This is a genomic window from Rubrivivax sp. JA1026, from assembly GCF_011065555.1.
In the GTDB taxonomy this organism is placed as follows: Bacteria; Pseudomonadota; Gammaproteobacteria; order Burkholderiales; family Burkholderiaceae_C; genus Rubrivivax; species Rubrivivax benzoatilyticus.
The window spans coordinates 99,671-123,637 of the sequence record NZ_JAALCQ010000006.1 but is presented as its reverse complement, the minus strand read 5'-3'; the positions used below and the strand labels follow the sequence as shown (position 1 = coordinate 123,637).

General features: G+C 70.6%; 21 protein-coding genes. 14 read left to right on the top strand and 7 right to left on the bottom strand.

Going from position 1 to position 23,967, the window contains the following annotated elements:
• Positions 1-7 precede the first annotated feature (7 nt).
• From ugpQ to ugpB, 5 genes are all read right to left on the bottom strand, one after another.
• A complete protein-coding gene (ugpQ, locus tag G5B56_RS11880) occupies positions 8-760 on the bottom strand; it encodes a glycerophosphodiester phosphodiesterase (RefSeq protein ID WP_164963334.1) in 753 nt (250 codons plus the stop codon).
• Positions 760-1,821 carry a sn-glycerol-3-phosphate import ATP-binding protein UgpC gene (locus tag G5B56_RS11875; RefSeq protein ID WP_164963333.1) on the bottom strand — a complete coding sequence of 354 codons (1,062 nt, stop codon included), beginning with the start codon at positions 1,819-1,821 and terminating at the stop codon, positions 760-762. Before G5B56_RS11875 ends, ugpQ begins: the two co-directional genes overlap by 1 nt.
• Before the next feature lie 138 nt (positions 1,822-1,959).
• The gene (gene ugpE, locus G5B56_RS11870) at positions 1,960-2,817 is read right to left on the bottom strand and encodes a sn-glycerol-3-phosphate ABC transporter permease UgpE (RefSeq protein WP_009856628.1); all 858 of its coding nucleotides are present in this window, start codon (positions 2,815-2,817) and stop codon (positions 1,960-1,962) included.
• On the bottom strand, positions 2,817-3,638 hold the full coding sequence (ugpA, locus tag G5B56_RS11865; protein WP_050801745.1) for a sn-glycerol-3-phosphate ABC transporter permease UgpA: 822 nt from the start codon (positions 3,636-3,638) through the stop codon (positions 2,817-2,819). Before ugpA ends, ugpE begins: the two co-directional genes overlap by 1 nt.
• 218 nt (positions 3,639-3,856) lie before the next feature.
• On the bottom strand, positions 3,857-5,170 hold the full coding sequence (gene ugpB, locus G5B56_RS11860; protein WP_206023516.1) for a sn-glycerol-3-phosphate ABC transporter substrate-binding protein UgpB: 1,314 nt from the start codon (positions 5,168-5,170) through the stop codon (positions 3,857-3,859).
• A 169-nt stretch (positions 5,171-5,339) separates the two neighbouring features.
• On the opposite strand from ugpB, the gene G5B56_RS11855 reads away from it, so the two are divergent.
• The 5 genes from G5B56_RS11855 to G5B56_RS11835 all read left to right on the top strand — a co-directional run bounded on the left by G5B56_RS11855 (position 5,340) and on the right by G5B56_RS11835 (position 12,447).
• Complete coding sequence (locus G5B56_RS11855) at positions 5,340-9,278, top strand: DUF3683 domain-containing protein (RefSeq protein ID WP_206023515.1); 3,939 nt, start codon at positions 5,340-5,342, stop codon at positions 9,276-9,278.
• A 159-nt stretch (positions 9,279-9,437) separates the two neighbouring features.
• Positions 9,438-9,851, top strand: a complete 414-nt coding sequence (locus G5B56_RS11850) for a gamma-butyrobetaine hydroxylase-like domain-containing protein (RefSeq protein ID WP_029718655.1) — start codon at positions 9,438-9,440, stop codon at positions 9,849-9,851.
• 6 nt (positions 9,852-9,857) lie between these two features.
• Positions 9,858-10,589, top strand: a complete 732-nt coding sequence (gene ubiE / locus G5B56_RS11845; protein WP_009856633.1) for a bifunctional demethylmenaquinone methyltransferase/2-methoxy-6-polyprenyl-1,4-benzoquinol methylase UbiE — start codon at positions 9,858-9,860, stop codon at positions 10,587-10,589.
• A complete protein-coding gene (locus G5B56_RS11840) occupies positions 10,583-11,029 on the top strand; it encodes a TIM44-like domain-containing protein (protein ID WP_009856634.1) in 447 nt (148 codons plus the stop codon). Before ubiE ends, G5B56_RS11840 begins: the two co-directional genes overlap by 7 nt.
• An 89-nt stretch (positions 11,030-11,118) precedes the next feature.
• Positions 11,119-12,447, top strand: coding sequence for a UDP-glucose/GDP-mannose dehydrogenase family protein (locus tag G5B56_RS11835; protein ID WP_164963332.1), 1,329 nt, complete (start codon positions 11,119-11,121; stop codon positions 12,445-12,447).
• Positions 12,448-12,489: 42 nt separating this feature from the next.
• On the opposite strand, the gene G5B56_RS11830 is transcribed toward G5B56_RS11835, so the two are convergent.
• Both G5B56_RS11830 and galE read right to left on the bottom strand, forming a co-directional pair.
• A complete protein-coding gene (locus G5B56_RS11830; RefSeq protein WP_164963331.1) occupies positions 12,490-13,932 on the bottom strand; it encodes a mannose-1-phosphate guanylyltransferase/mannose-6-phosphate isomerase in 1,443 nt (480 codons plus the stop codon).
• Complete coding sequence (galE, locus tag G5B56_RS11825) at positions 13,929-14,945, bottom strand: UDP-glucose 4-epimerase GalE (protein WP_164963330.1); 1,017 nt, start codon at positions 14,943-14,945, stop codon at positions 13,929-13,931. The genes G5B56_RS11830 and galE overlap by 4 nt, the downstream gene beginning before the upstream one ends.
• 142 nt (positions 14,946-15,087) lie before the next feature.
• Here galE and G5B56_RS11820 point away from each other — a divergent pair, with 142 nt between their 5' ends.
• The 9 genes from G5B56_RS11820 to clsB all read left to right on the top strand — a co-directional run bounded on the left by G5B56_RS11820 (position 15,088) and on the right by clsB (position 23,928).
• Positions 15,088-15,606 (top strand): hypothetical protein, encoded by a 519-nt coding sequence (locus G5B56_RS11820; RefSeq protein WP_164963329.1) that lies wholly within the window; start codon positions 15,088-15,090, stop codon positions 15,604-15,606.
• A 31-nt stretch (positions 15,607-15,637) separates the two neighbouring features.
• Positions 15,638-17,194 (top strand): ubiquinone biosynthesis regulatory protein kinase UbiB, encoded by a 1,557-nt coding sequence (gene ubiB / locus G5B56_RS11815; protein ID WP_009856639.1) that lies wholly within the window; start codon positions 15,638-15,640, stop codon positions 17,192-17,194.
• A 69-nt stretch (positions 17,195-17,263) separates the two neighbouring features.
• Positions 17,264-17,578, top strand: coding sequence for an FmdB family zinc ribbon protein (locus G5B56_RS11810; RefSeq protein ID WP_164963328.1), 315 nt, complete (start codon positions 17,264-17,266; stop codon positions 17,576-17,578).
• A 19-nt stretch (positions 17,579-17,597) separates the two neighbouring features.
• Positions 17,598-18,236 (top strand): DUF502 domain-containing protein, encoded by a 639-nt coding sequence (locus tag G5B56_RS11805; protein ID WP_009856641.1) that lies wholly within the window; start codon positions 17,598-17,600, stop codon positions 18,234-18,236.
• Positions 18,237-18,341: 105 nt separating this feature from the next.
• Positions 18,342-20,129, top strand: a complete 1,788-nt coding sequence (gene aspS / locus G5B56_RS11800; protein ID WP_009856642.1) for an aspartate--tRNA ligase — start codon at positions 18,342-18,344, stop codon at positions 20,127-20,129.
• A 148-nt stretch (positions 20,130-20,277) separates the two neighbouring features.
• On the top strand, positions 20,278-21,399 hold the full coding sequence (locus G5B56_RS11795; protein WP_240920798.1) for a 3-deoxy-7-phosphoheptulonate synthase: 1,122 nt from the start codon (positions 20,278-20,280) through the stop codon (positions 21,397-21,399).
• Positions 21,396-21,845 carry a dihydroneopterin triphosphate diphosphatase gene (gene nudB / locus G5B56_RS11790; RefSeq protein WP_009856644.1) on the top strand — a complete coding sequence of 150 codons (450 nt, stop codon included), beginning with the start codon at positions 21,396-21,398 and terminating at the stop codon, positions 21,843-21,845. Before G5B56_RS11795 ends, nudB begins: the two co-directional genes overlap by 4 nt.
• Positions 21,842-22,651 (top strand): endonuclease/exonuclease/phosphatase family protein, encoded by an 810-nt coding sequence (locus G5B56_RS11785; protein ID WP_009856645.1) that lies wholly within the window; start codon positions 21,842-21,844, stop codon positions 22,649-22,651. The genes nudB and G5B56_RS11785 overlap by 4 nt, the downstream gene beginning before the upstream one ends.
• The gene (clsB, locus tag G5B56_RS11780; protein ID WP_164963327.1) at positions 22,651-23,928 is read left to right on the top strand and encodes a cardiolipin synthase ClsB; all 1,278 of its coding nucleotides are present in this window, start codon (positions 22,651-22,653) and stop codon (positions 23,926-23,928) included. The genes G5B56_RS11785 and clsB overlap by 1 nt, the downstream gene beginning before the upstream one ends.
• Positions 23,929-23,967 lie beyond the last annotated feature (39 nt).

Below are 23,967 nucleotides of genomic sequence, written 5' to 3'. Positions count from 1 at the left end.
CGCGGCTTCAGTCGACGACGCGTGCGGCGTCGGGCGAGAAGCGGTCGACGGCGTCGGTGATCAGCCCGGCGACGCCGGCGGCGAGCAGCCGGCGCGCCTCGGCCGGGTCGTTGACGGTGTAGCAGAGCACGCGCAGGCCGTCGGCGCGCGCGCGTTCGACCAGCGCCGCGTCGACGAGGCGGTAGTTCGGGATCACGGCGACGCAGCCGAGCGCCAGCGCCTCCTCGTACCAGCCGTCGCGCAAGGTGTCGATCAGCAGCGCCCGCGGCAGCTCGGACGCCGTGGCGCGCGCCCCGGCCAGCGCCTCGGGCTGGAACGAGCTGAGCAGCGGCGGCACGTCCTGGCCGGCCCACAGCCGGCGGCAGGCGGCGGCGACGACCTCGCCGGTGCGGCGCTCGGTGCCCGGTGTCGGCTTGATCTCCAGGTCGAGATGGAAGCCGTTGCGCAGCAGCCAGGCGGCGATCGCCTCCAGGCTGGGCGGCGGCTCGCCCGCGTAGGTCCGCGAGTGCCAGCTGCCGGCGTCCAGCCGGGACAGCTCGCTCCAGGGGCGGTTGCCGGCGACGCCGCTGCCGTTCGTCGTGCGCTCCAGCGTCGCGTCGTGCAGCAGGAAGGGCACGCCGTCGGCACTGAGCTTCACGTCGCACTCGTAGGCCCGGTAGCCGTGCGACGCGCCGAGGCGGAAGGCGGCCAGCGTGTTCTCCGGCGCCAGCTTGCCGGCGCCGCGGTGCGCCAGCCACAGCGGATAAGGCCAGGCTTGCATCAGCCGACCCGCTGGCCGCTGGCGGCATCGAACCAGTGCAGATGCTCGGGCCGCACGACCAGGCCGACGGTGTCGCCTGCGGCTGGGGGCACCAGCGTGCCGTCGATGCGCAGCGTGAACGCGGCGGTGCCGACGTGGCCGTAGACCAGGCGCTCGGCGCCCAGCATCTCCAGCATCTCGACCTTCAGCGGCCAGCCGCCGGCGCCCAGCGCGGCGTGTTCGGGGCGCACGCCCAGCGTCAGCGCGCCGTCGCGCGGCGCCGCGGCCGGCAGGGCGATCGTCGCGCCGCCGAGCTCGAAGCGGCCGCCTGCGGCCTGGCCGGCCATCAGGTTCATCGGCGGCGAGCCGATGAAGCCGGCGACGAAGGTCGAGGCCGGGCGGCCGTAGACGTCCTCGGGCGTGCCGATCTGCTCGATGCGGCCGGCGTTCATGACGATCAGCCGCTGGCCCAGCGTCATCGCCTCGACCTGGTCGTGGGTGACGAACAGCGAGGTGACGCCGAGCTCGCGGTGCAGCTTCTGGATCTCCAGCCGGGTCTGGGCGCGCAGCTTGGCGTCGAGGTTGGACAGCGGCTCGTCGAACAGGAAGACCGCCGGCTGGCGCACGATCGCGCGCCCCATCGCGACCCGCTGGCGCTGGCCGCCGGACAGCTCGCGCGGGCGGCGCTGCAGCAGCGTGCCGAGCTCGAGGATCTTCGCCGCCTTCTGCACGCGGCGCTCGATCTCGTCCTTGGGCACCTTGGCGATCTTCAGGCCGTAGGCCATGTTGTCGTAGACCGTCATGTGCGGGTACAGCGCGTAGTTCTGGAAGACCATCGCGATGTCGCGCTGCGCCGGCTCGAGCTGGTTGACGACACGCCCGCCGATGTCGATCTCGCCGCCGGAGATGTCCTCGAGCCCCGCCACCATGCGCAGCAGCGTGCTCTTGCCGCAGCCCGAGGGGCCGACGATGACGATGAACTCGCCGTCCGCGATCTCGGCGTCGACGCCGTGGATCGCCTTGAAGCTGCGCGCGCCGGCGCCGTAGGTCTTCTCGACCTGTCTGAGGGAAATCGAACCCATGTCTTCTCGCGTGTCTTGTCGATGAGCGCGTGGATCACCCGCGCTCGGCCCGATCAAGCGGCCGCCGCGGAACCGGCTTCTCCGGGCCGCTGGCGGCGCCCCCCTGGGGGGGAGCGCCGAAGGCGCTTCGGGGGGGATTCATTTCTCGCTGTCGGTGAGGCCCTTGACGAACCACTTCTGCATCAGGATGACCACCGCCGCCGGCGGCAGCATCGCCAGGATCGCGGTGGCCATCACCGCGTTCCACTCGGTCTGCGCGTCGCCGCCGGAGATCATGCTCTTGATGCCCATGACCACCGGGTACATGTCCTCGCTGGTCGTGATCAGCAGCGGCCACAGGTACTGGTTCCAGCCGTAGATGAACTGGATGACGAACAGCGCCGCGATCGAGGTGCTCGACAGCGGCAGCAGCACGTCCTTGAAGAAGCGCATCGGCCCGGCGCCGTCGATGCGTGCGGCCTCGACCAGCTCGTCGGGCACGGTGAGGAAGAACTGCCGGAACAGGAAGGTCGCGGTCGCCGAGGCGATCAGCGGCACCGTCAGCCCGGCGTAGGTGTTGAGCATGCCGAGGTTGGAGACGACCTCGTAGGTCGGGCCGATGCGCACCTCCACGGGCAGCATCAGCGTCACGAAGATCATCCAGAAGACGAGGCCGCGGCCGGGGAAGCGGAAGTAGACGACGGCGAAGGCCGACAGCAGCGAGATGACGATCTTGCCGATGGCGATGACCAGGGCCATCACCAGGCTGACCTCTAGCATCGGCAGCACCGGCGCGATCTTGCTGCCGTAGCCGCTCTGGCCGCCGAACAGCGCCAGCTTGTAGCTCTCGAGCATGTTGTCGCCGGGCAGCAGCGACATCGGCACGTTCTGCACGATCTGCTCGGCGGTCTGCGTGCTGGCGATGAAGGTGACGTAGACCGGGAAGGCGACGATCAGCACGCCGAGCGCCAGCACGAGGTGCGACAGCAGCGTCGCGACGGGGCGGTTCTCGACCATCAGTAGTTGACCCGTTTTTCGACGTAGCGGAACTGGATCACCGTCAGCGCGACGACGATGACCATCAGCACCACGCTCTGCGCGGCCGAGCCGCCCAGGTCCAGCGCCTTGAAACCGTCGTAGTAGACGCGGTAGACGAGGATCGCCGTGTCCTTGCCCGGGCCGCCGTGGGTGGCCGCGTCGACGATCGCGAAGGTGTCGAAGAAGGCGTAGACGATGTTGATGACCAGCAGGAAGAAGCTGGTCGGCGTCAGCAGCGGGAACTGCACCGTCCAGAAACGCCGCCAGGGGCCGGCGCCGTCGATCGCGGCGGCCTCGATCAGCGACTTCGGGATCGACTGCAGCCCGGCCAGGAAGAACAGGAAGTTGTAGGAGACCTGCTTCCAGACCGCGGCCATGACGATCAGCGCCATCGCGTCGCCGCTGTCGAGCAGGTGGTTCCAGTCGATGCCGGCCTCGCGCAGCCAGTAGCTGACGATGCCGATCGACGGCGCGAACATGAACAGCCACAGCACGCCGGCCAGCGCCGGCGCCACCGCGTAGGGCCAGATCAGCAGCGTGCGGTAGAAGCGCGCGCCGCGCACCACGCGGTCGGCCATCACCGCCAGCACCAGCGACACCGAGATGCCGACGACGGCCACCAGCGTCGAGAACACGGCGGTGATCTGGAACGACTGCAGATAGCTCTCGTCGTCGATCAGGCGGCGGAAGTTCTCCAGCCCGACGTACTCGACGCTGGTGCCGAACGCATCCTGCTGCAGCAGGCTGTAGTGCAGCGCCTGCGCCGCCGGCCAGAAGAAGAAGACGAGGATGACCGCCATCTGCGGTGCGATCAGCACCCAGGGCAGCCACGCGTTTTTGAAGCGGACTCTTTTTTCTGCAGCCAACGCTGGCTTCCCGTCACGACGACGGCGGGCGCCCGCCAGGGGAACGCCCGCCGCCCGGAGCGCCCCGCAGGGCGCGAAACAAAGACCGCGAGCCTAACAGGCTCGCGCGCCGCGTCCACCCGGCAATGGATGCGCGGGGGCTGCGGCGACACTCACGACCGGTTGGCCTTCTCGAAGCGCTGCAGCTGCTCGTCGCCGCGCTTCTTGGCCGCTTCCAGCGCTTCCTTGGCGGTCTTCTTGCCGCCCCAGACCTGCTCCATCTCCTCGTCGACGATGGTGCGGATCTGCACGAAGTTGCCCAGGCGCACGCCGCGCGACTTGTCGGTGACCTTGCGGATCATCTGCGTCACGGCGACGTCGGTGCCCGGGTTCTCCTTGTAGAAGCCGGACTTCTCGGTCAGCTCGTAGGCCGCGGTCGTGATCGGCAGGTAGCCGGTGCGCTGGTGGCTGGCGGCCTGCACCTTCGGGTCCGAGATGTACTGGAAGAACTGCGCGACGCCCTTGTACTCGGCCGGCTTCTTGCCGCTCATCACCCACAGGCTGGCGCCGCCGATGACGGTGTTCTGCGGCGCGCCTTGCACGTCGGGGTAGTAGGGAAGGGCGCCGATGCCGCCGGTGAACTTGGCGTTGCGCTTGACGTTGCCGTACAGGCCCGAGGAGCCGGTCATCATCGCGCACTCGCCGGAGACGAAGGTGGCGTCGGCGGCGTTGCCGCGGCCCTTGTAGACGAACAGGCCCTGCTTGGCCATGTTGGCCAGGTTCTCGATGTGACGCACGTGCAGCGGCGTCGTGAACGCCAGGCGCGTGTCCAGGCCGCCGAAGCCGTTGCGCTTGGTCGCGTACTCGACGTTGTGCCAGGCCGAGAAGCTCTCCAGCTGCGTCCAGCTGACCCAGCTCGTCGTGAACGGGCACTTGTGGCCGCTGGCCTTGAGCTTGGCGGCGGCCAGCGCCACTTCCGGCCAGGTGGTCGGCGGCTTGTTCGGGTCCAGGCCGGCGGCCTTGAAGGCGTCCTTGTTGTAGTGGAAGACGGTGGTCGAGCTGTTGAACGGCAGGCTCATCATCTGGCCGTTCGGCGCCGTGTAGTAGCCGGCGACGGCGCTGATGTAGCGCGTCGGGTCGAACTTGACGCCGGCTTCGGTCATCAGCTGGGCCACCGGCTTCACCGCGCCCTTGCTGGCCATCATCGTCGCGGTGCCGACTTCGAAGACCTGCAGGATGTGCGGCGCGTTGCCGGCGCGGAAGGCGGCGATCGCGGCGGTCATCGACTCGTCGTAGGTGCCCTTGAACACCGGGACCACCTTGTAGTCCTTCTGCTGGGCGTTGAAGTCCTTGGCGAGGTCGTTGACCCATTCGCCCAGTGCGCCGCCCATCGAGTGCCACCACTGGATCTCGACCTGGGCCTGCGCGGGCACGGCGAACAGCGCCGCCACCGTGGCGGCGGCGGCGAACATCGGCTTCTTGATCATGAAAGAGGGCTCCTGCAGCGAGTTGTCAGCACGCGAAGCATGCGTGCCATTTGTGACAGTTGCCGGTTCTGTCACGCGCCGCCCGGCGCGGACACCCGGGTTTACCCGCTGGCACTCAAGACCCGGATCCGGTCTCGATGTTGCACTGCGGTAGCATGCGAGGTTCTCCATGAACGCGCCGCAAGCCTTTGCCACACCTCAAGTCCCGGCCGACGCCGCCCTGCGTGGCGCCCCGGACCGTGGTGACGACGCACCCGCGCGGCTGCGCGAGATCCCGTACAACTACACCTCGTTCTCGGACCGCGAGATCGTGCGCCGCCTGCTCGGCGCGCGTGCCTGGGAACTGCTGGACCGGCTGCGCCAGGAGCGCCGCACCGGGCGTTCGGCGCGCATGCTCTACGAGGTGCTGGGCGACATCTGGGTCGTCCAGCGCAACCCGTACCTCGAGGACGACCTTCTCGACAATCCGAAGCGCCTGCGCCTGCTGACCGACGCGCTGGAGCACCGGCTGCGCGAGATCGAGCGCCGCCGCCAGCCCGACGACACCGAGCGCGACGGCCACGTCGGCGAACTGCTGGCCGCCGCGCGTGCCGCCGTCGCGCGTTTTGCCGGCCGCTTCGAGGAAGTGCGCGCGCTGCGCCAGCGCGCCCGCCGCGTGCTCGGCCGCGTGACGGCCAAGGACAACATCAAGTTCGACGGCCTGTCGCGCGTGGCGCACGTCACCGACGCCACCGACTGGCGCGTCGAGTACCCCTTCGTCGTGCTGACGCCCGACACCGAGGCCGAGACGGCCTTGCTGGTCAAGGGCTGCATCGAACTGGGCCTGACGATCATCCCGCGCGGCGGCGGCACCGGCTACACCGGCGGCGCCGTGCCGCTGGCCTGGAACAGCGCCGTCATCAACACCGAGAAGCTCGAGTCGATGACCGAGCTCGAGCGCGTGACGCTGCCCGGCCTGGACGAGCCGGTGGCCACGATCTGGACCGAAGCCGGCGTCGTCACGCAGCGCGTGGCCGACGCCGCCGAGCGTGCCGGCCACGTCTTCGCCGTCGACCCGACCTCGGCCGAGGCCTCGTGCATCGGCGGCAACATCGCGATGAACGCCGGCGGCAAGAAGGCGGTGCTGTGGGGCACGGCGCTGGACAACCTGGCGTCCTGGCGCATGGTCACGCCCGAGGCCAAGTGGCTGGAGGTGGTGCGCATCGGCCACAACCTCGGCAAGATCCACGACGTCGAGACCGCCGTCTTCGAGCTGCGCACCTACGACACCAGCGGCCGCACGCTGGAGCACACCGAGCGCCTGGAGATCCCCGGCCGCGTGTTCCGCAAGGAAGGCCTGGGCAAGGACGTCACCGACAAGTTCCTCGCCGGCCTGCCCGGCATCCAGAAGGAAGGCTGCGACGGCCTGATCACCAGCGCACGCTGGGTCGTGCACCGCATGCCGGCGCACACGCGCACCGTCTGCCTGGAGTTCTTCGGCAACCCGAAGGAGGCGGTGCCGTCGATCGTCGAGATCAAGGACTACCTGTTCGCCGAGGCGAAGAAGCCCGGCGGCGCCATCCTGGCCGGCCTGGAACACCTGGACGACCGCTATCTGAAGGCCGTCGGCTACGCGACCAAGAGCAAACGTGCGCTCAAGGGCAAGGGCCTGCCGAAGATGGTGCTGATCGGCGACATCGTCGGCGACGACGAGGACGCCGTCGCGCGTGCCACCAGCGAGGTCGTGCGCATCGCCAACAGCCGCAGCGGCGAGGGTTTCGTCGCCGTCAGCGCCGACGCGCGCAAGAAGTTCTGGCTCGACCGCAAGCGCACCGCGGCGATCGCGCGCCACACCAACGCCTTCAAGGTCAACGAGGACGTCGTCATCCCGTTGCCGCGCATGGGCGAGTACACCGAGGGCATCGAGCGCATCAACGTCGAGCTCTCGCTGCGCAACAAGCTGGCGCTGGTCGACCGCCTGAAGGCCTTCTTCGCCGACGGCCCGCTGCCGATCGGCCCCGGTGGCGAAGCCGGCGAGATCCCCGGCGCCGAGATCCTCGAGGACCGCGCCGCCGAGGCGCTGACGCTGCTGTCCGAGGTCGGCGCGCTGTGGCGCTTCTGGCTCGAGAACCTGGACGTGGTGCAGGCCGACAGCGGCCGCACGGTGTTCGCGCTGCTGCAGGACGACACGCTGCGCGCGTCGTGGAAGCGGCAACTGTACAAGCCGCTGCAGGCGGTGTTCGCCGGCGGCGCCTTCGCGCCCATCCTCGACGCCTGCCGGGCGATCCACAAGGAGGTACTGCGCGGGCGCGTCTGGGTGGCGCTGCACATGCATGCCGGCGACGGCAACGTGCACACCAACATCCCGGTCAACAGCGACAACTACGAGATGCTGCAGACGGCGCATGAAGCCGTCGCCCGCATCATGGCGCTGGCGCGCCGGCTGGGCGGCGTCATCAGCGGCGAGCACGGCATCGGCATCACCAAGCTGGAGTTCCTGACCGACGAGGAGCTGGCGTCGTTCGCCGCCTACAAGGCCAAGGTCGATCCTGAGGGTCGCTTCAACAAGGGCAAGCTGATGCGCGGCGGCGTCGCCGGCGCGATGGCCGCCGACCTGAGCGACGCCTACACGCCGAGCTTCGGGCTGATGGGCCACGAGTCGCTGATCATGCAGCAGAGCGACATCGGCGCGATCAGCGAGAGCATCAAGGACTGCCTGCGCTGCGGCAAGTGCAAGCCGGTGTGCTCGACGCACGTGCCGCGTGCCAACCTGCTGTACAGCCCGCGCAACAAGATCCTCGCCACCTCGCTGCTCGTCGAGGCCTTCCTCTACGAGGAGCAGACGCGCCGCGGCGTCAGCCTGCGCCACTGGGAGGAGTTCGAGGACGTCTCCGAGCACTGCACCGTCTGCCACAAGTGCCTGACGCCGTGCCCGGTGAAGATCGACTTCGGCGACGTCTCGATGAACATGCGCAACCTGCTGCGCAAGATGGGGCAGAAGAGCTTCCGTCCTGGCAGCGCGGTGGCGATGACCTTCCTGAACGCGACCAGCCCGCAGACCATCAAGCTGATGCGCGGCGCGATGGTCGGCGTCGGCTTCAAGGCCCAGCGCCTGGCCAACGACCTGCTCAAGCCCGTCCTGCGCCGCCAGACCGGCGCGCCGCCGGCGACGCTGGGGCCGGCGCCGGTGAAGGAGCAGGTGCTGCACTTCATCAACAAGAAGCTGCCCGGCGGGCTGCCGACGAAGACCGCGCGTGCGCTGCTGGACATCGAGGACCGCGAGTACGTCCCGATCATCCGCGACCCGCAGGCGACGAGCGCCGAGACCGAGGCCGTCTTCTACTTCCCCGGCTGCGGCAGCGAACGATTGTTCAGCCAGGTCGGCCTGGCGACGCAGGCCATGCTGTGGCACGCCGGCGTGCAGACCGTGCTGCCGCCGGGCTACCTGTGCTGCGGCTACCCGCAGCGCGGCAGCGGCCAGTTCGACAAGGCCGAGAAGCTCATCACCGACAACCGGGTGCTGTTCCACCGCGTGGCCAACACGTTGAACTACCTGGACATCAAGACCGTGGTCGTGTCCTGCGGCACCTGCTTCGACCAGCTGCAGGGCTACAAGTTCGAGGACATCTTCCCCGGCTGCCGCATCGTCGACATCCACGAGTACCTGCTGGAGAAGGGCGTCACGCTGCCCTCCGGCAGCGGCGCGTTCCTCTATCACGACCCCTGCCACACGCCGATGAAGCAGCAGGACGCGATGAAGACCGTCAAGGCGCTCGTCGGCCCCGACGTCGTGAAGAGCGAGCGCTGCTGCGGCGAGAGCGGCACGCTCGGCGTCTCGCGCCCGGACATCAGCACCCAGGTGCGCTTCCGCAAGGAAGAGGAGATCCGCAAGGCCGAGGCCGCGCTGCGCGCCTCGGGCGCGGTGGCCCCGGGTGCCGGTGTGAAGATCCTCACCAGCTGCCCGAGCTGCCTGCAGGGCCTGAAGCGCTACCAGGACGATCTGGCGTCCGGCCTGCTCGAGGCCGACTACATCGTCGTCGAGATGGCGCGCCGCATGCTCGGCGAGACCTGGCTCGAGGACTACGTCGCCCGCGCCAATGCGGGCGGCATCGAACGCGTCCTGGTGTAAGGCCGGCGCGCCCGGCCGCTGCGCGGGCGCCGCCGCGGCGCATGCGGTGGCCGGCGACGTGTCACGGCCCCACTTGGGTCAAGGGCGGTGCCGGGCCGGGCCCTGATTTCGTGGGGGGCGGCGATACACTCGCGCGTCCCGTTCACGCCCCCCGCCAGCATGAGTCCGCCCCGCGCGCCGCAACCCACGTCGATCACCGTCCACCAGGCGTCCCGCGTGCTGGAGGTCGGCTTCGAGGACGGCGCCCGGTTCCGCATTCCGTTCGAGCTGATGCGCGTGTACTCGCCGTCGGCCGAGGTCCAGGGCCACGGCCCCGGCCAGGAGACGCTGCAGACCGGCAAGCGCGGCGTGCTCGTCGAGGCGCTCGAGCCCGTCGGCCACTACGGCGTGCGCCCGACCTTCTCCGACGGCCACGACAGCGGCATCTACACCTGGGACTACCTCTACCGCCTGGGTGCCGACGAGGCCGCCCTGTGGACGCGTTACGAGGAGCAACTGGCCGCCGCCGGTGTCGACCGCGACGCGCCGATGCCGCCCAAGCCCGCCCGCTCCTGCGGCTCCCACCATTCCTGAACTCCCATGGCCCAGACCCATTTCGGCTACCAGACCGTCGACGAGAGCGAGAAGGCGCGCCGTGTGCGCGGCGTCTTCGACTCGGTCGCCTCCCGCTACGACCTGATGAACGACCTGCTGTCGATGGGCATGCACCGGGCGTGGAAGGCCTACACGGTGGCGGTGGCCAACGTGAAGCCGGGCGACCGCGTGCTCGACATCGCCGGCGGCACCGGCGACCTGGCGCGCGCCTTCGCGCGCAAGGTCGGCGAGAGCGGCACGGTCGTGCACACCGACATCAACGAGGCCATGCTGCGCACCGGCCGCGACCGCCTGCTCGACGAGGGCCTGGTGCTGCCGACGACGACCTGCGACGCCGAGCACCTGCCGTTCGCCAGCGGCAGCTTCGACCTCGTCACCGTCGCCTTCGGCCTGCGCAACATGACGCACAAGGACGCCGCGCTGCGCGAGATGGGCCGTGTGCTGCGCGACGGCGGCCGGCTGATGGTGCTGGAGTTCTCCAAGGTCGCCGCGCCGCTGGCGAAACCCTACGACTGGTATTCCTTCAACGTCATGCCGAAGATCGGGCGTTTCGTGGCCGGCGACGAGGACAGCTACCGCTACCTCGCCGAGTCGATCCGCATGCACCCCGACCAGCAGACGCTCAAGACGATGATGAAGGAAGCCGGCTTCGGCCACGTCGACGTGCACAACATGAGCGCGGGTGTCGTCGCGCTGCACGTGGGGATCAAGTGCTGAGTCGGCTGGCGCGCCTGAAGCGGCGCGTCGTCCCGCTGCGGCCCGTCGCGCGTCCCGCCCCCGTGGCGGCCGCCGGCGACGACGTCGAGGCTTTCCTGCGTGTCGCGCGGGCCAGCTTCGTCGAGCTGCAGGCCGCCTGGGACGCCGCCGATCTGCGCGCGCTGGCCGCCATCACCACCGAGGAGCTGCTGGCCGAGCTGCGCGAGCAGCTCGAGGTGCGCGGCCCCGGTCCCAACCGCACCGAGGTGCTGGCGCTCGAGGCCCGGCTGCTCGGGCTCGACGAGGTCGGCGACGGCCTCGTCGCCAGCGTCGAGTTCTCGGGCTGGATCCGCGAGCGCCTCGAGGAGCGCGCCGCGCCGTTCCGCGAGCTCTGGCTGCTCGCCAACCTGAAGTCCGCCGACCGCGGCTGGCAGATCGCGCGCGTCCAGGCGCTGAGCTGAGCGCCCCGTGCCGTGCCGGCGCCGGATGCGCGTCGGCAGGCCGCCCAGCGCCTACACTCCCGGCCAGTCGTTTGCCAGGAGCGTTCACGTTGAAAGTCACCGTCGTCGGTACCGGTTATGTCGGCCTCGTCACAGGCGCCTGTCTGTCCGAGATGGGCAACCACGTCGTCTGCCTCGACGTCGACGAGCGCAAGATCCGCATCCTCAACGAGGGCGGCATCCCGATCCACGAACCCGGGCTCGAGGAGATCGTGCGCCGCAACGCCGCCGCCGGCCGGCTGCAGTTCACGACCGACGTCGAGGCCGCCGTCGCGCACGGCACGGTGCAGTTCATCGGCGTCGGCACGCCGCCCGACGAGGACGGCTCGGCCGACCTGCAGTACGTGCTGGCCGCGGCGCGCAACATCGGCCGCCACATGACCGACTACAAGGTCATCGTCGACAAGAGCACGGTGCCGGTGGGCACCGCGGCCAAGGTGCGCGAGGCGGTGCGCCAGGCGCTGGCCGAGCGTGGGCTGGAGATGGACTTCTCGGTCGTCTCCAACCCCGAGTTCCTGAAGGAGGGCGCCGCGGTCGAGGACTGCATGCGTCCGGACCGCATCGTCGTCGGCGCCGACGACGAGCGTGCGGTGCTGCTGATGCGCGCGCTGTACACGCCGTTCATGCGCAACCACGACCGCCTGCTGGTCATGGACCTGCCCAGCGCCGAGTTCACCAAGTACGCCGCCAACGCGATGCTGGCCACGCGCATCAGCTTCATGAACGAGCTGTCGCGCCTGGCCGAGAAGGTCGGCGCCGACATCGAGAGCGTGCGCAAGGGCATCGGCAGCGATCCGCGCATCGGCACCCACTTCCTGTACGCCGGCACCGGCTATGGCGGCAGCTGCTTCCCGAAGGACGTCAAGGCGCTGATCCACACCGGGCGCGAGAACGGCGTGCGGCTGGAGGTGCTGGAGGCCGTCGAGTCGGTCAACGACCGGCAGAAGCTGGTGCTGGTCGACAAGATCGTCGCGCGCTACGGCGAGGACCTCGCCGGCCGCACCTTCGCGCTCTGGGGCCTGGCCTTCAAGCCCAACACCGACGACATGCGCGAGGCGCCCAGCCGCGTCGTCGTCGAGGCGCTGCTGGCGCGTGGAGCGCGGGTTCGCGCCTATGACCCGGTGGCGATGGACGAGGCGCGCCGCGTGATGGAAGGCCTGCAGGGCGTCGACTTCGTCGCCTCGCAGGCCGAGGCGCTGGCCGGCGCCGACGCGCTGGTGCTCGTCACCGAGTGGAAGGAGTTCCGCAACCCCGACTTCGACGGCATCAAGGCGGCGCTGAAGCAGCCGGTGATCTTCGACGGCCGCAACCTCTACGACCCGGCCTACATGAAGTCGCTGGGCTTCGAGTACCGCGCGATCGGCCGCGCCGGGGCCTGATCCCGACCCCGGGGCCCGGCATGGCGCCGGGCCCGTGCCGGTTCAGCCGGCGGTGCGCCCGTAGGTGTCCTCGAAGCGCACGATGTCGTCCTCGCCGAGGTAGCTGCCCGACTGCACCTCGATCAGCTCCAGCGGCAGCTTGCCCGGGTTGCGCAGCCGGTGCGTCTCGCCCAGCGGGATGTAGGTGCTCTGGTTCTCGGTGAGCAGGATCACCTTGTCGCCGACCGTCACCTCGGCGGTGCCGCTGACGACGATCCAGTGCTCGGCGCGGTGGTGGTGCATCTGCAGGCTCAGGGATGCGCCCGGCTTGACCATGATGCGCTTGACCTGGTGGCGCGGCCCGGCGTCGACGCTGTCGTACCAGCCCCAGGGCCGGTGCACCTTGCGGTGCAGCGTGTGCTCGCCGCGGCGGGCGCTGCCCAGCCGGTTGACGATCTGCTTGACCTCCTGGCTGCGCGCGCGGTCGGCCACCAGCACCGCGTCCGGCGTCTCGACGACGACGACGTCGTCGAGCCCGACCACGCCGACCAGCCGGCTCGTCGCGTGCACCAGCGTGCCGCGGCTGTCGTGCACGATGGCGTCGCCGACCGCGGCGTTGCCGTCGGCGTCCTTGGCGGCGACCTGCCACACCGCCTCCCAGGCGCCAAGGTCGTTCCAGCCGGCGTCGAGCTCGACCATGCGGATGTCCTGGCCGCTGCCGGGGCAGCGCTCCATCACCGCGTAGTCGACCGACTCGGCCGGCACCGCCGCGAACTCGGCCTTGCCCGGACGCACGAAACGCTGGTCGGTGCTGCGCGCGGCCCAGGCCGCGCGGCTGGCCGCGGCGATGTCCGGCCGCCAGCGCTCCAGCGCCGCCATCCAGACGCTGGCCTTCAGCACGAACATGCCGGCGTTCCAGAAGTAGCCGCCTTCGGCCAGGTAGCGCGCCGCGGTCTCGGCGTCGGGCTTCTCGACGAACTGGGCGACGACTCGCGCACCGCTGGCGCGTTCGGTGCGGATGTAGCCGTAGCCGGTCTCCGGCCGGTCGGGCGTGATGCCGAGGATGACGATCGAGCCCTGCGCCGCGACCTCGATCGCCGCGGCCATCGCGGTGCCGAACGCGGCCTCGTCGGCCAGCGTCTGGTCGGCCGGCGTGACGACGAGCACCGGGTCGGCGCCGCCTTCGAGCGCCTGCAGCGCGGCCAGCGTCAGCGCCGGCGCGGTGTTGCGGCCCGCGGGCTCGAGCAGCACCGCGGCCGGCTCGGCGCCGAGTTCACGCAACTGGTCCAGGATCAGGAAACGGTGCTCCTCGTTGCCGACGACCAGCGGCGGCGCCGCCTTCACCGTGCCCCGGCCCAGCGCCTGCAGCCGCGCCGCGGCCTGCTGGAACAGGCTGGTGTTGCCGGCGAGCACGAGAAACTGCTTCGGATAGCCGGCGCGCGACAGCGGCCACAGCCGCGTGCCCGAGCCCCCGGCCATGACGACCGGCTGGACGGCGATGTTCATGCTTCGAACCCCCGGGGATTGCTCTGTTGCCAGCGCCAGCTGTCGGCGCACATGCGCTCCAGGCCGTGCCGCGCCTGCCAGCCGAGCAGCGACTGCGCCTGCGACGGGTCGGCCCAGCAGGCGGCGACGTCGCCGGGCCGGCGCGGCACGATTCTGTACGGAACCGGCCGCCCGCTGGCCCGCGCGAACGCGGTGACGACCTCCAGCACCGAGTGGCCGCGCCCGGTGCCCAGGTTGACGGTGAACGAACCCGGCGCGTCGAGCAGCCGGCGCAGCGCCGCGACGTGGCCGTCGGCGAGGTCGCAGACGTGGATGTAGTCGCGCACGCCGGTGCCGTCGGGTGTCGGGTAGTCGTCGCCGAAGACCTGCAGGAACTCGCGCCGGCCGACCGCGACCTGCGTCACGTAGGGCATCAGGTTGTTCGGCGTGCCGCGCGGGTCCTCGCCGATGCGCCCGCTCTCGTGCGCGCCGACGGGGTTGAAGTAGCGCAGGCAGGCGGTCTGCCAGGCCGGATCGGCGGCGCCCAGGTCGCGCAGGATCTGCTCGCCGACGAGCTTGGTCTGGCCGTAGGGGTTGGTCGCGGTGAGCCGCGCGTCCTCGCGGATCGGCAGCGAGTCGGGGTCGCCGTAGACCGTGGCGCTGGAGCTGAAGACGAATCGCGTGCAGCCGTGGCGGCGCATCGTGCGGCAGACGTTGAGCAGGCCGCCGAGGTTGTTCGCGTAGTACTCCAGCGGCTTGGCGGTCGATTCGCCGACGGCCTTGAACGCGGCGAAGTGCACCGTCGCGTCGATGCTGTGGCGCTGGAACACGCCCTCCATCGCCGCGGCGTCGCAGACGTCGGCGCGCTCGAAGACCGGCGGCCGGCCGCCGAGCTCGTGCAGCCGCTCCAGGACGACGGGCGAGCTGTTGGAGAAGTCGTCGACGCCGACGACCTCGAAGCCGGCGGCCTGCAGCGCCAGCCAGGTGTGCGAGGCGATGTAGCCGGTCGCGCCGGTGAGGAGGATGGTGGCCATGCCCTATTGCATCACGAGCGGGGCCGGGCGCCGCGCGCGAAGCCGCCGCCCCGGCGGCCTTGCGCGCGCCGGCCGCCGAATCGCGCAGCAAGCTGCAATGGCGCAAGATCGATGCCGGGCGCCGCCTGCCTACAATGCGACGATGCTGCAAACCCTCAACAGCCTGCTCGCGCCGGCCGTGCTGGAACGGCTGACGCTGGTCATCAACCACGTGCTGTCCAGTGAATCGGTCGCCACCGAGCGGCTCAAGCCGCACGCCGGGCGCACGCTCGAGCTCGCCGCGAGCGCCTGGCCCTCGCTGCTGCCGCCGCCGCCGGTGCTCGCCTTCCGCGTCACGCCCGCCGGTCTGCTCGAATGGTGCGGCCTGGACCGCCCGGCCTCGTGCGACCTCGCGCTGCGTGTCGACGCCGCCAACCCGGCGCTGCTGCTGGCGCGCGCGCTCGGCGGCGAGCTGCCCCCGGTGGCCATCGACGGCGACGCCCAGCTCGCCGGCGACGTCAACTGGCTGATGCAGAACCTGCGCTGGGACGTCGCCGCCGATCTCGAGCGTTTCTTCGGCCCGGTCGTCGCGCAGCAGCTGCACCGCATGGGTTCGGCTGTCGCGCACGCGCTGCGCACCGCGGTGCAGGGCCTGGGCCGCGTGCGGCCGCGCTCGCGCTGACGCTGCCCGTCCTCACCGTCCGGAACCCGAGATGCGGCGTGTCGCCCGCCTGATCTTCATCGTCTTCACCGTCCTGCGCTTCGGCCTGGACGAGGTGGCGCTGTCGGCCTTCCGCCAGCCCTGGGTGCGCATGCTGGTGCGCCTGGTCACGTTCGGCCGCCGCCTGGACGAGCCGCGTGGCGTGCGCCTGCGCCGCGCCTTCGAGCGTCTGGGGCCGATCTTCGTGAAGTTCGGCCAGGTGCTGTCCACGCGGCGCGACCTGCTGCCGCTGGATCTCGCCGACGAACTCGCCAAGCTGCAGGACCGTGTGCCGCCGTTCCCGCCGGCGGTCGCGCGTGCGCTCGTCGAGCGCGCCTTCGGCCGCGGCATCGACGACATCTTCAGCCACTTCGAGACCGAGCCGGTGGCCAGCGCGTCGATCGCGCAGGTGCACTTCGCGACGCTGAAGGACGGCCGCGAGGTCGCCGTCAAGGTGCTGCGCCCGGGCATGCTGGAGGTCATCGACGACGACCTGACGCTGCTGCACACGCTGGCGCGCTGGGTCGAGCGCCTGTCGGCCGACGGCAAGCGCCTGCGCCCGCGCGAGGTCGTCGCCGAGTTCGACGTCTACCTGCACGACGAGCTGGACCTCGTGCGCGAGGCCAGCAACGCCGCCCAGCTGCGGCGCAACATGGACGGGCTCGAGCTGCTGCTGGTGCCCGAGATGATCTGGGACTACTGCACGTCCTCGGTCATCGTCATGGAGCGCATGTACGGCGTGCCGATCAGCCAGGTCGAGCGCCTGCGCGAGGCCGGCGTCGACTTCAAGAAGCTGGCGCGCGACGGCGTCACGATCTTCTTCACCCAGGTCTTCCGCGACGGCTTCTTCCACGCCGACATGCACCCGGGCAACATCCAGGTGAGCCTGGCGAGCGAGACCTTCGGCCGCTACATCGCGCTGGACTTCGGGATCATCGGCACGCTGACCGAGACCGACAAGGAATACCTGGCCTACAACTTCCTGGCCTTCTTCCGGCGCGACTACAAACGCGTGGCCGAGTTGCACGTCGAGAGCGGCTGGGTGCCGGCCGACACGCGCATCGACGCGCTCGAAGGCGCGATCCGCGCCGTCTGCGAGCCGCATTTCGACCGGCCGCTGAAGGACCTGTCGCTCGGCCAGGTGCTGATGCGGCTGTTCCAGGCCTCGCGCCGCTTCAACGTCGAGATCCAGCCGCAGCTGGTGCTGCTGCAGAAGACGCTGCTGAACATCGAGGGCCTGGGCCGCCAGCTCGACCCCGAGCTGGACCTGTGGACCACGGCCAAGCCTTTCCTCGAGCGCTGGATGAACGAGCAGATCGGCTGGCGCGGCCTGCTCGACCGGCTGCAGCACGAGGCGCCGCACTACGCGCAGATCATTCCCGAGCTGCCGCGGCTGGTGCACGCCGCGCTCAAGCCCCGGCCCGAGCCGGCGCCGTCGCCGGTGATGCTGGCGCTGCTGGCCGAGCAGCGGCGCACCAACCGGCTGCTGCAGGCGGTGCTGTGGGCGCTGGGGGGGTTTGTCGTCGGGATGGTCGTCACGCGCATCCTGCTGCAGACCTCCGGTGCCTGAGGCCCGGCCAAAGCCCTGCCGCCGAAACGTTAGAATTCACGCTTTGCTTTTCAAATCAAGGGTTTAGCCATGCCGATCTATGCGTACCGCTGCGCTGCCTGCGGGCACGCCCGGGACGTGCTGCAGAAGATCTCCGATCCGCTGCTGACGGTCTGCCCGGCGTGCGGCGCCGAGGCCTTCCAGAAACAGGTCACCGCCGCGGGTTTCCAGTTGAAGGGCTCGGGCTGGTACGTCACCGATTTCCGCGGTGGCGACAGCGCCAAGACGGGCAGCACCAAGACCGAGAGCGCACCGGCCGACACCGCGGCCAAGCCGGCCGACAAGCCGGCCGAGGCCCCTGCCGCGGCCCCGGCGCCCGCGCCCACGCCGTCGGCGGGCAGCTGAAGGCGCGCGAAAGCCACCCGTGAAAAAGTACTTCGTCGCCGGCCTGCTGGTCTGGCTGCCGCTGACGGTCACGATCTGGGTTCTGTCGTGGCTGCTCGGCGCGCTCGACGGCGTCTTCGTCAGCCTGCTGTCAGCGACGCAGGTCGTGCTGCCGCAGTCCACCCACGAGACCGTCGAGTTCCTGCGCGGCGTGCCCGGCCTCGGCGTGGCCGTCGTGCTCGCCGTGCTGCTGCTGTCGGGTGTGTTCGCCGCCAACTTCGTCGGCCAGTGGTGGCTGCGCCAGTGGGATGCGCTGATGGTGCGCATCCCGATCGTCAAGTCGATCTACAGCTCGGTCAAGCAGGTCTCGGACACGCTGTTCTCGTCCAGCGGCAACGCCTTCCGCGAGGCGGTGCTGGTGCAGTACCCGCGCCAGGGCTCGTGGACCATCGCCTTCGTCACCGGCAAGCCCGGCGGCGAGGTCGCCAGCCACCTGCCAGGCGACTTCGTCAGCGTCTACGTGCCGACGACGCCGAACCCGACCTCGGGCTTTTTCCTGATGATGCCGCGTGCCGACGTGCACGAGCTGAAGATGAGCGTCGACGAGGCGCTGAAGTACGTGATCTCGATGGGCGTCGTCGCCCCGCCCGGCACCGAGCCGCCCGCGCTGCGAAATTGACGGGGCCGGCCACCGCGGCACGCGGCCGGTCCTGAGGGCGTTCGCCGCCCCGCCACGACGCCACCCGATTCCCCGAAGAATTCCCCGAATACCTGGAGTGTCCCGATGAGAACGACGTACTGCGGCCTGGTCAGCGAAACGCTGATGGACCAGACCGTGACCCTGATGGGCTGGGCCCACCGTCGCCGCGACCACGGCGGCGTGATCTTCATCGACCTGCGCGACCGTGAAGGCCTCGTGCAGATCGTCTGCGACCCCGACCGCCCCGAGATGTTCAAGGCCGCCGAGGGCGTGCGCAACGAGTTCTGCCTGAAGGTCGTCGGCAAGGTGCGCGCGCGTCCGGCCGGCACCGAGAACACCAACCTCACCAGCGGCAAGATCGAGGTCCTGGCCTACGAGCTCGAGGTGCTGAACCCCAGCGTCACGCCGCCGTTCCAGCTCGACGACGACAACCTGTCGGAGACGGTGCGCCTGACGCACCGCGTGCTGGACCTGCGCCGCCCGACGATGCAGAAGAACCTGATGCTGCGCTACCGCGTCGCGATGGAGGTGCGCAAGTATCTCGACGAGCAGGGCTTCGTCGACATCGAGACGCCGATGCTGACCAAGAGCACGCCCGAAGGCGCACGCGACTACCTCGTGCCCAGCCGCGTGCACGACGGCATGTTCTTCGCGCTGCCGCAGTCGCCCCAGCTCTTCAAGCAGCTGCTGATGGTCGCGGGCTTCGACCGCTACTACCAGATCACCAAGTGCTTCCGCGACGAGGACCTGCGCGCCGACCGCCAGCCCGAGTTCACGCAGATCGACATCGAGACCTCGTTCCTCGGCGAGGAGCAGATCCGCGAGATCACCGAAGGCATGGTGCGTCGTGTCTTCCGCAACGCGCTGGGCGTCGAGCTGCCGGTCTACGAGCGGCTGACCTACGCCGAGGCGATGCATCGCTACGGCTCGGACAAGCCCGACCTGCGCGTCAAGCTCGAGTTCACCGAGCTGACCGACGTGATGAAGACGGTGGACTTCAAGGTCTTCGCCGGCCCGGCGACGATGAAGGGCGGCCGCGTCGCGGCGCTGCGCATCCCCGGCGGCGCCGAGATGAGCCGCAGCGAGATCGACGCCTACACCGAGTTCGTCAAGATCTACGGCGCCAAGGGCCTCGCGTGGATCAAGGTCAACGACCTCGCCAAGGGCCGTGAAGGCCTGCAGAGCCCGATCGTCAAGAACCTGCACGACGCGGCGCTCGAGGAGATCCTCAAGCGCACCGGCGCCGCCGCCGGCGACCTGATCTTCTTCGGCGCCGACAAGCGCAAGGTCGTCGACGACGCGCTCGGCGCGCTGCGCGTGAAGATCGGCCACAGCGAGTTCGGCCGCACGCACGGGCTGTTCGAGGACAAGTGGGCGCCGCTGTGGGTCGTCGACTTCCCGATGTTCGAGCACGACGACGAGGCCGGCCGCTGGAACGCGGTGCACCACCCGTTCACCGCGCCCAAGGACGGGCACGAGGACCTGATGGACACCGACCCGGGCGCCTGCGTCGCCAAGGCCTACGACATGGTGCTCAACGGCTGGGAGCTCGGCGGCGGCTCGGTGCGCATCCACCGCGCCGAGGTGCAGAGCAAGGTCTTCAAGGCGCTGAACATCAGCGCCGAGGACGCCAAGGTGAAGTTCGGCTTCCTGCTCGACGCGCTGCAGTACGGCGCGCCGCCGCACGGCGGCCTGGCCTTCGGCCTGGACCGCCTGGTCACGCTGATGACCAAGGCCGAGTCGATCCGCGACGTCATCGCCTTCCCGAAGACCCAGCGCGCCCAGTGCCTGCTGACCGGCGCGCCGAGCAACGTCGACGAAGCCCAGCTGCGCGAGCTGCACATCCGCCTGCGCAACCCGGTGCAGGCCTGAGGTCTCGCGGCCTGAACGAAGAAGCGGCCCCTGGGGCCGCTTTTTTCTGGCCGGCCTTGCGGCCCGGCCCGGCCGGGGGCGCTGGCTATACTGCGGCGCCCCCGGCGGCGCATCGCTGCCGCCCGCCGCGGCACCAGGACGCCCTCCGATGACCACCGCTCCAGACTCCGCCGTGCACGACCACGAGGCCGGCCCGCGCGACCCCGCCACGCAGGACAGCACCCGCACCGACGACACCCGCATCGCCGCCGTGCGCGCGCTGGTGTCGCCGGCCGTGCTGCTCGACGAGCTGCCGGCCACCGCCGCCGTGCAGACCGTCGTCGACGGCGCCCGGCGCGCCATCGGCGAGGTGCTGCACGGCCGCGACGACCGCCTCGTCGCCGTCGTCGGGCCGTGTTCGATCCACGACTACGAGGCCGCGATGGAGTACGCGCGGCGCCTGAAGCCGCTGGCCGACGAGCTGGCCGGCGAGATCGTCATGGTGATGCGCGTCTACTTCGAGAAGCCGCGCACGACGGTGGGCTGGAAGGGCTTCGTCAACGACCCGCGCCTGGACGGCAGCTTCCGCATCAACGAAGGCCTGCGCCGCGCGCGCGAGCTGCTGCTGGACGTCAGCGCGCTGGGCCTGCCGGCGGCCACCGAGTTCCTGGACCTGCTGTCGCCGCAGTACCTGGCCGACCTCATCGCCTGGGGGGCGATCGGCGCCCGCACCACCGAGAGCCAGAGCCACCGCCAGCTCGCCAGCGGGCTGTCCTGCCCGGTGGGCTTCAAGAACGGCACCGACGGCGGCGTGCAGGTCGCCGCCGACGCGCTGATGGCCGCCAGCGCGCCGCACAGCTTCATGGGCATGACCAAGATGGGCGTCGCGGCGATCTTCGAGACGCGCGGCAACCCCGACGGCCACGTCATCCTGCGCGGCGGCAAGGTGCCCAACTTCGACGCCGACGCCGTGCAGGCGGCCTGCGCCGTGCTGCGCCGCGCCGGGCTGCGCGAGCAGGTGATGATCGACTGCTCGCACGCCAACTCGGCCAAGCAGCCGCGGCGCCAGATCGAGGTCGCCGCCGACGTCGGCCGCCAGATCGCCGGTGGCGACCGCCGCATCGTCGGCGTGATGGTCGAGAGCCATCTGCACGAAGGCCGCCAGGACCAGACGCCGGGCTGCCCGCTGGCCCATGGCGTGTCGATCACCGACGCCTGCCTGGGCTGGGACGACACCGTGCCGCTGCTGCGCGGCCTCGCCGAGGCCGTGCGCGCGCGTCGCGCACGATGACGCGTCCGCCCAAGATCCCGGTGTCGGTGCTGGTGGTCATCCACCGGCTCGACGGCCAGGTGCTGCTGATCGAGCGCGCCCAGCCGGCCGGCTTCTGGCAGAGCGTCACCGGCTCCATCGACTTCGACGGCGAGCCGCTGGAGGCCGCGGCGCGGCGCGAGGTCGCCGAGGAGACCGGCATCACCGGTGGCGAACTCGTCGACTGGCAGCTCTCCAACGTCTACGAGATCTACCCGGTGTGGCGCCACCGCTACGCGCCGGGCGTCACGCACAACACCGAGCACGTCTTCGGCCTCACCGTGCCGGCGGACACGACGGTCATCCTGAACCCGCGTGAACACCGCGACGCATGCTGGCTGCCGTGGCGAGAAGCCGCTGACCGCTGCTTCTCGCCCAGCAACGCCGAGGCGATACTGCAACTGCCCCGTTTCGTGACCTTCGCGTGAACCGGCTGAACCCGCTGCAGTCGACGCTGATGCCCCCGGCCACCGGGCTGGAGGCGCTGCGTGTCGCCACCTACAACATCCACAAGGGCGTGCGCGGCGTCGGCCGCGGCAAGCGGCTGGAGATCCACAACCTGGGGCTGGCGGTCGAGTCATTCGACGCCGACATGGTCTTCCTGCAGGAAGTGCGGCTGTTCAACACGCGCGAGTCGCGGCGTTTCCAGCGCACCTCCTTCGGCTGGCCCGAGCAGGGCCAGGCCGAGTTCCTCGCTCCCGAGGGCTACGACGTCGCCTACCGCACCAACGCCATCACGCGCCATGGCGAACACGGCAACGCGCTGCTGTCGCGCTGGCCGATCGGCGACATCGGCCACCACGACGTCAGCGACCACCGCTTCGAGCAGCGCGGCCTGCTGCACGTGCCGGTGCAGTGGCAGGGCATGACGGTGCATGCCGTCGTCGCCCACTTCGGCCTGGTGCACGCCAGCCGGCTGCGCCAGGTCGCGCGGCTGGCCGAGTTCATCGACGCGACCGTGCCGCCCGGCGAGATGCTGATCGTCGCCGGCGACTTCAACGACTGGGGCGAGCGCCTGGACTCGCCGATGGCGACGATCGGCCTGCAGCGCGCCTTCGCGCCCGAGTCCACGCGCCAGCAGCGCCTGACCTTCCCGTCGCTGGCGCCGGTGTTCGCGCTCGACCGCTTCTACCTGCGCGGCCTGCGCTGCGTCTCGACGATGGTGCCGCGCGGCATGGCCTGGGCGCGCATGTCCGACCACCTGCCGCTGGTCGCGGAACTGGAGCCGGCCTGATGCCGCTGCCGCTGGACGATCCCTCGGCCTGGGCCTGGTCGGGGGTGCCGCGGCCACGGTTCGTCGGCGGCAACGACGTGCGCCTGCTGCAGGGCGGCGACGAGTTGTTCCCGCGCATGGTCGAGGCCATCGACGCCGCGCGCCACGAGGTCTGGCTGGCGACCTACATCTTCCATTCCGACGATGCCGCGCGGGCCGTGGCCGCGGCGCTGTCGGCGGCGGCCGGGCGCGGCGTCGAGGTCCACGTCGTCGTCGACGGCTTCGGTTCGCTGCAGACCATGGCCACGCTGCGCGAGTGGCTGCTGCCCGGTGGCGTGCGGCTGGAGGTCTTCCGCCCGCTGGACCGCTGGTGGGCCTGGCTGCAGCCGGGGCAGTTGCGGCGCCTGCATCAGAAGCTGTGTGTCGTCGATGCCGACATCGCCTACGTCGGCGGCATCAACCTGATCGACGACCGCCACGACCTGCACCACGGCTGGGGCGACGCGCCGCGGCTGGACTATGCCGTCGAGCTGCGCGGCCCGATCGCCCGGCAGGTGCGCGACACCGCGCGCGCGATGTGGGCCCGCGCCCACCTCGGCCACTTCTGGGGCGAGGAGCTGCGGGCGCTGGCGCGCAGCTCGGCGCCGGTCGAGCAGACCGTGCAGCTGCTGCGCCAGCTGCGTGCGCGGCCGCAGCCGGTGCCCGGCGACGACGGCGGCGAGCCGGTGCGTGCGGCCTTCGTCGTGCGCGACAACCTGCGCCAGCGCCGCGCCATCGAGCGCAGCTACGTCGAGGCGATCCGCGGCGCGCGCGAGCGGGTCGACATCGCGGTGCCGTATTTCTACCCGGGCCAGACCTTCCGCCGCGCGCTTCGCCGCGCCGCCGCGCGCGGCGTGCGCGTGCGCCTGCTGCTGCAGGGCAAGATCGACTACCGCATCGCGGCGCTGGCCGCGCGTGCGCTGTACGACGAGCTGCGCGCCCACGGCGTGCGCATCTACGAGTACACGCCGGCCTTCCTGCACGCCAAGGTGGCGGTCGTCGACGACGACTGGGCGACGGTCGGCAGCTCCAACATCGACCCGCTGTCGCTGCTGCTGAACCTGGAGGCCAACGTCGTCGTGCGCGACCCGCTGTTCGCGCGGGCGCTGGCCGACCGGCTGGACAACGCGATCGAGGCCTCGCACGAGGTCAAGACCCAGCCCGCCGGGCGTGGCTGGCGCAGCTGGCTGCACCGCGGTTTCGTCGCCTGGTGCGCCGGCGTCTACCTGCGGCTGGCCGGCATCGGCGGGCGCTACTGAAGGCCGTGGCGCGGACCGGACGCCGGCGCCTCCGCGCCT

Excerpts from the sequence above, each read along its gene's own strand:
- ugpQ (WP_164963334.1), bottom strand. The coding sequence starts at position 760 with ATGCAAGCCTGGCCTTATCCGCTGTGGCTGGCGCACCGCGGCGCCGGC.
- G5B56_RS11875 (WP_164963333.1), bottom strand. The coding sequence starts at position 1,821 with ATGGGTTCGATTTCCCTCAGACAGGTCGAGAAGACCTACGGCGCCGGC.
- ugpE (WP_009856628.1), bottom strand. The coding sequence starts at position 2,817 with ATGGTCGAGAACCGCCCCGTCGCGACGCTGCTGTCGCACCTCGTGCTG.
- ugpA (WP_050801745.1), bottom strand. The coding sequence starts at position 3,638 with ATGGCGGTCATCCTCGTCTTCTTCTTCTGGCCGGCGGCGCAGGCGCTG.
- ugpB (WP_206023516.1), bottom strand. The coding sequence starts at position 5,170 with ATGATCAAGAAGCCGATGTTCGCCGCCGCCGCCACGGTGGCGGCGCTG.
- G5B56_RS11855 (WP_206023515.1), top strand. The coding sequence starts at position 5,340 with ATGAACGCGCCGCAAGCCTTTGCCACACCTCAAGTCCCGGCCGACGCC.
- G5B56_RS11850 (WP_029718655.1), top strand. The coding sequence starts at position 9,438 with ATGAGTCCGCCCCGCGCGCCGCAACCCACGTCGATCACCGTCCACCAG.
- ubiE (WP_009856633.1), top strand. The coding sequence starts at position 9,858 with ATGGCCCAGACCCATTTCGGCTACCAGACCGTCGACGAGAGCGAGAAG.
- G5B56_RS11830 (WP_164963331.1), bottom strand. The coding sequence starts at position 13,932 with ATGAACATCGCCGTCCAGCCGGTCGTCATGGCCGGGGGCTCGGGCACG.
- galE (WP_164963330.1), bottom strand. The coding sequence starts at position 14,945 with ATGGCCACCATCCTCCTCACCGGCGCGACCGGCTACATCGCCTCGCAC.
- G5B56_RS11820 (WP_164963329.1), top strand. The coding sequence starts at position 15,088 with ATGCTGCAAACCCTCAACAGCCTGCTCGCGCCGGCCGTGCTGGAACGG.
- ubiB (WP_009856639.1), top strand. The coding sequence starts at position 15,638 with ATGCGGCGTGTCGCCCGCCTGATCTTCATCGTCTTCACCGTCCTGCGC.
- G5B56_RS11810 (WP_164963328.1), top strand. The coding sequence starts at position 17,264 with ATGCCGATCTATGCGTACCGCTGCGCTGCCTGCGGGCACGCCCGGGAC.
- aspS (WP_009856642.1), top strand. The coding sequence starts at position 18,342 with ATGAGAACGACGTACTGCGGCCTGGTCAGCGAAACGCTGATGGACCAG.
- G5B56_RS11795 (WP_240920798.1), top strand. The coding sequence starts at position 20,278 with ATGACCACCGCTCCAGACTCCGCCGTGCACGACCACGAGGCCGGCCCG.
- nudB (WP_009856644.1), top strand. The coding sequence starts at position 21,396 with ATGACGCGTCCGCCCAAGATCCCGGTGTCGGTGCTGGTGGTCATCCAC.
- clsB (WP_164963327.1), top strand. The coding sequence starts at position 22,651 with ATGCCGCTGCCGCTGGACGATCCCTCGGCCTGGGCCTGGTCGGGGGTG.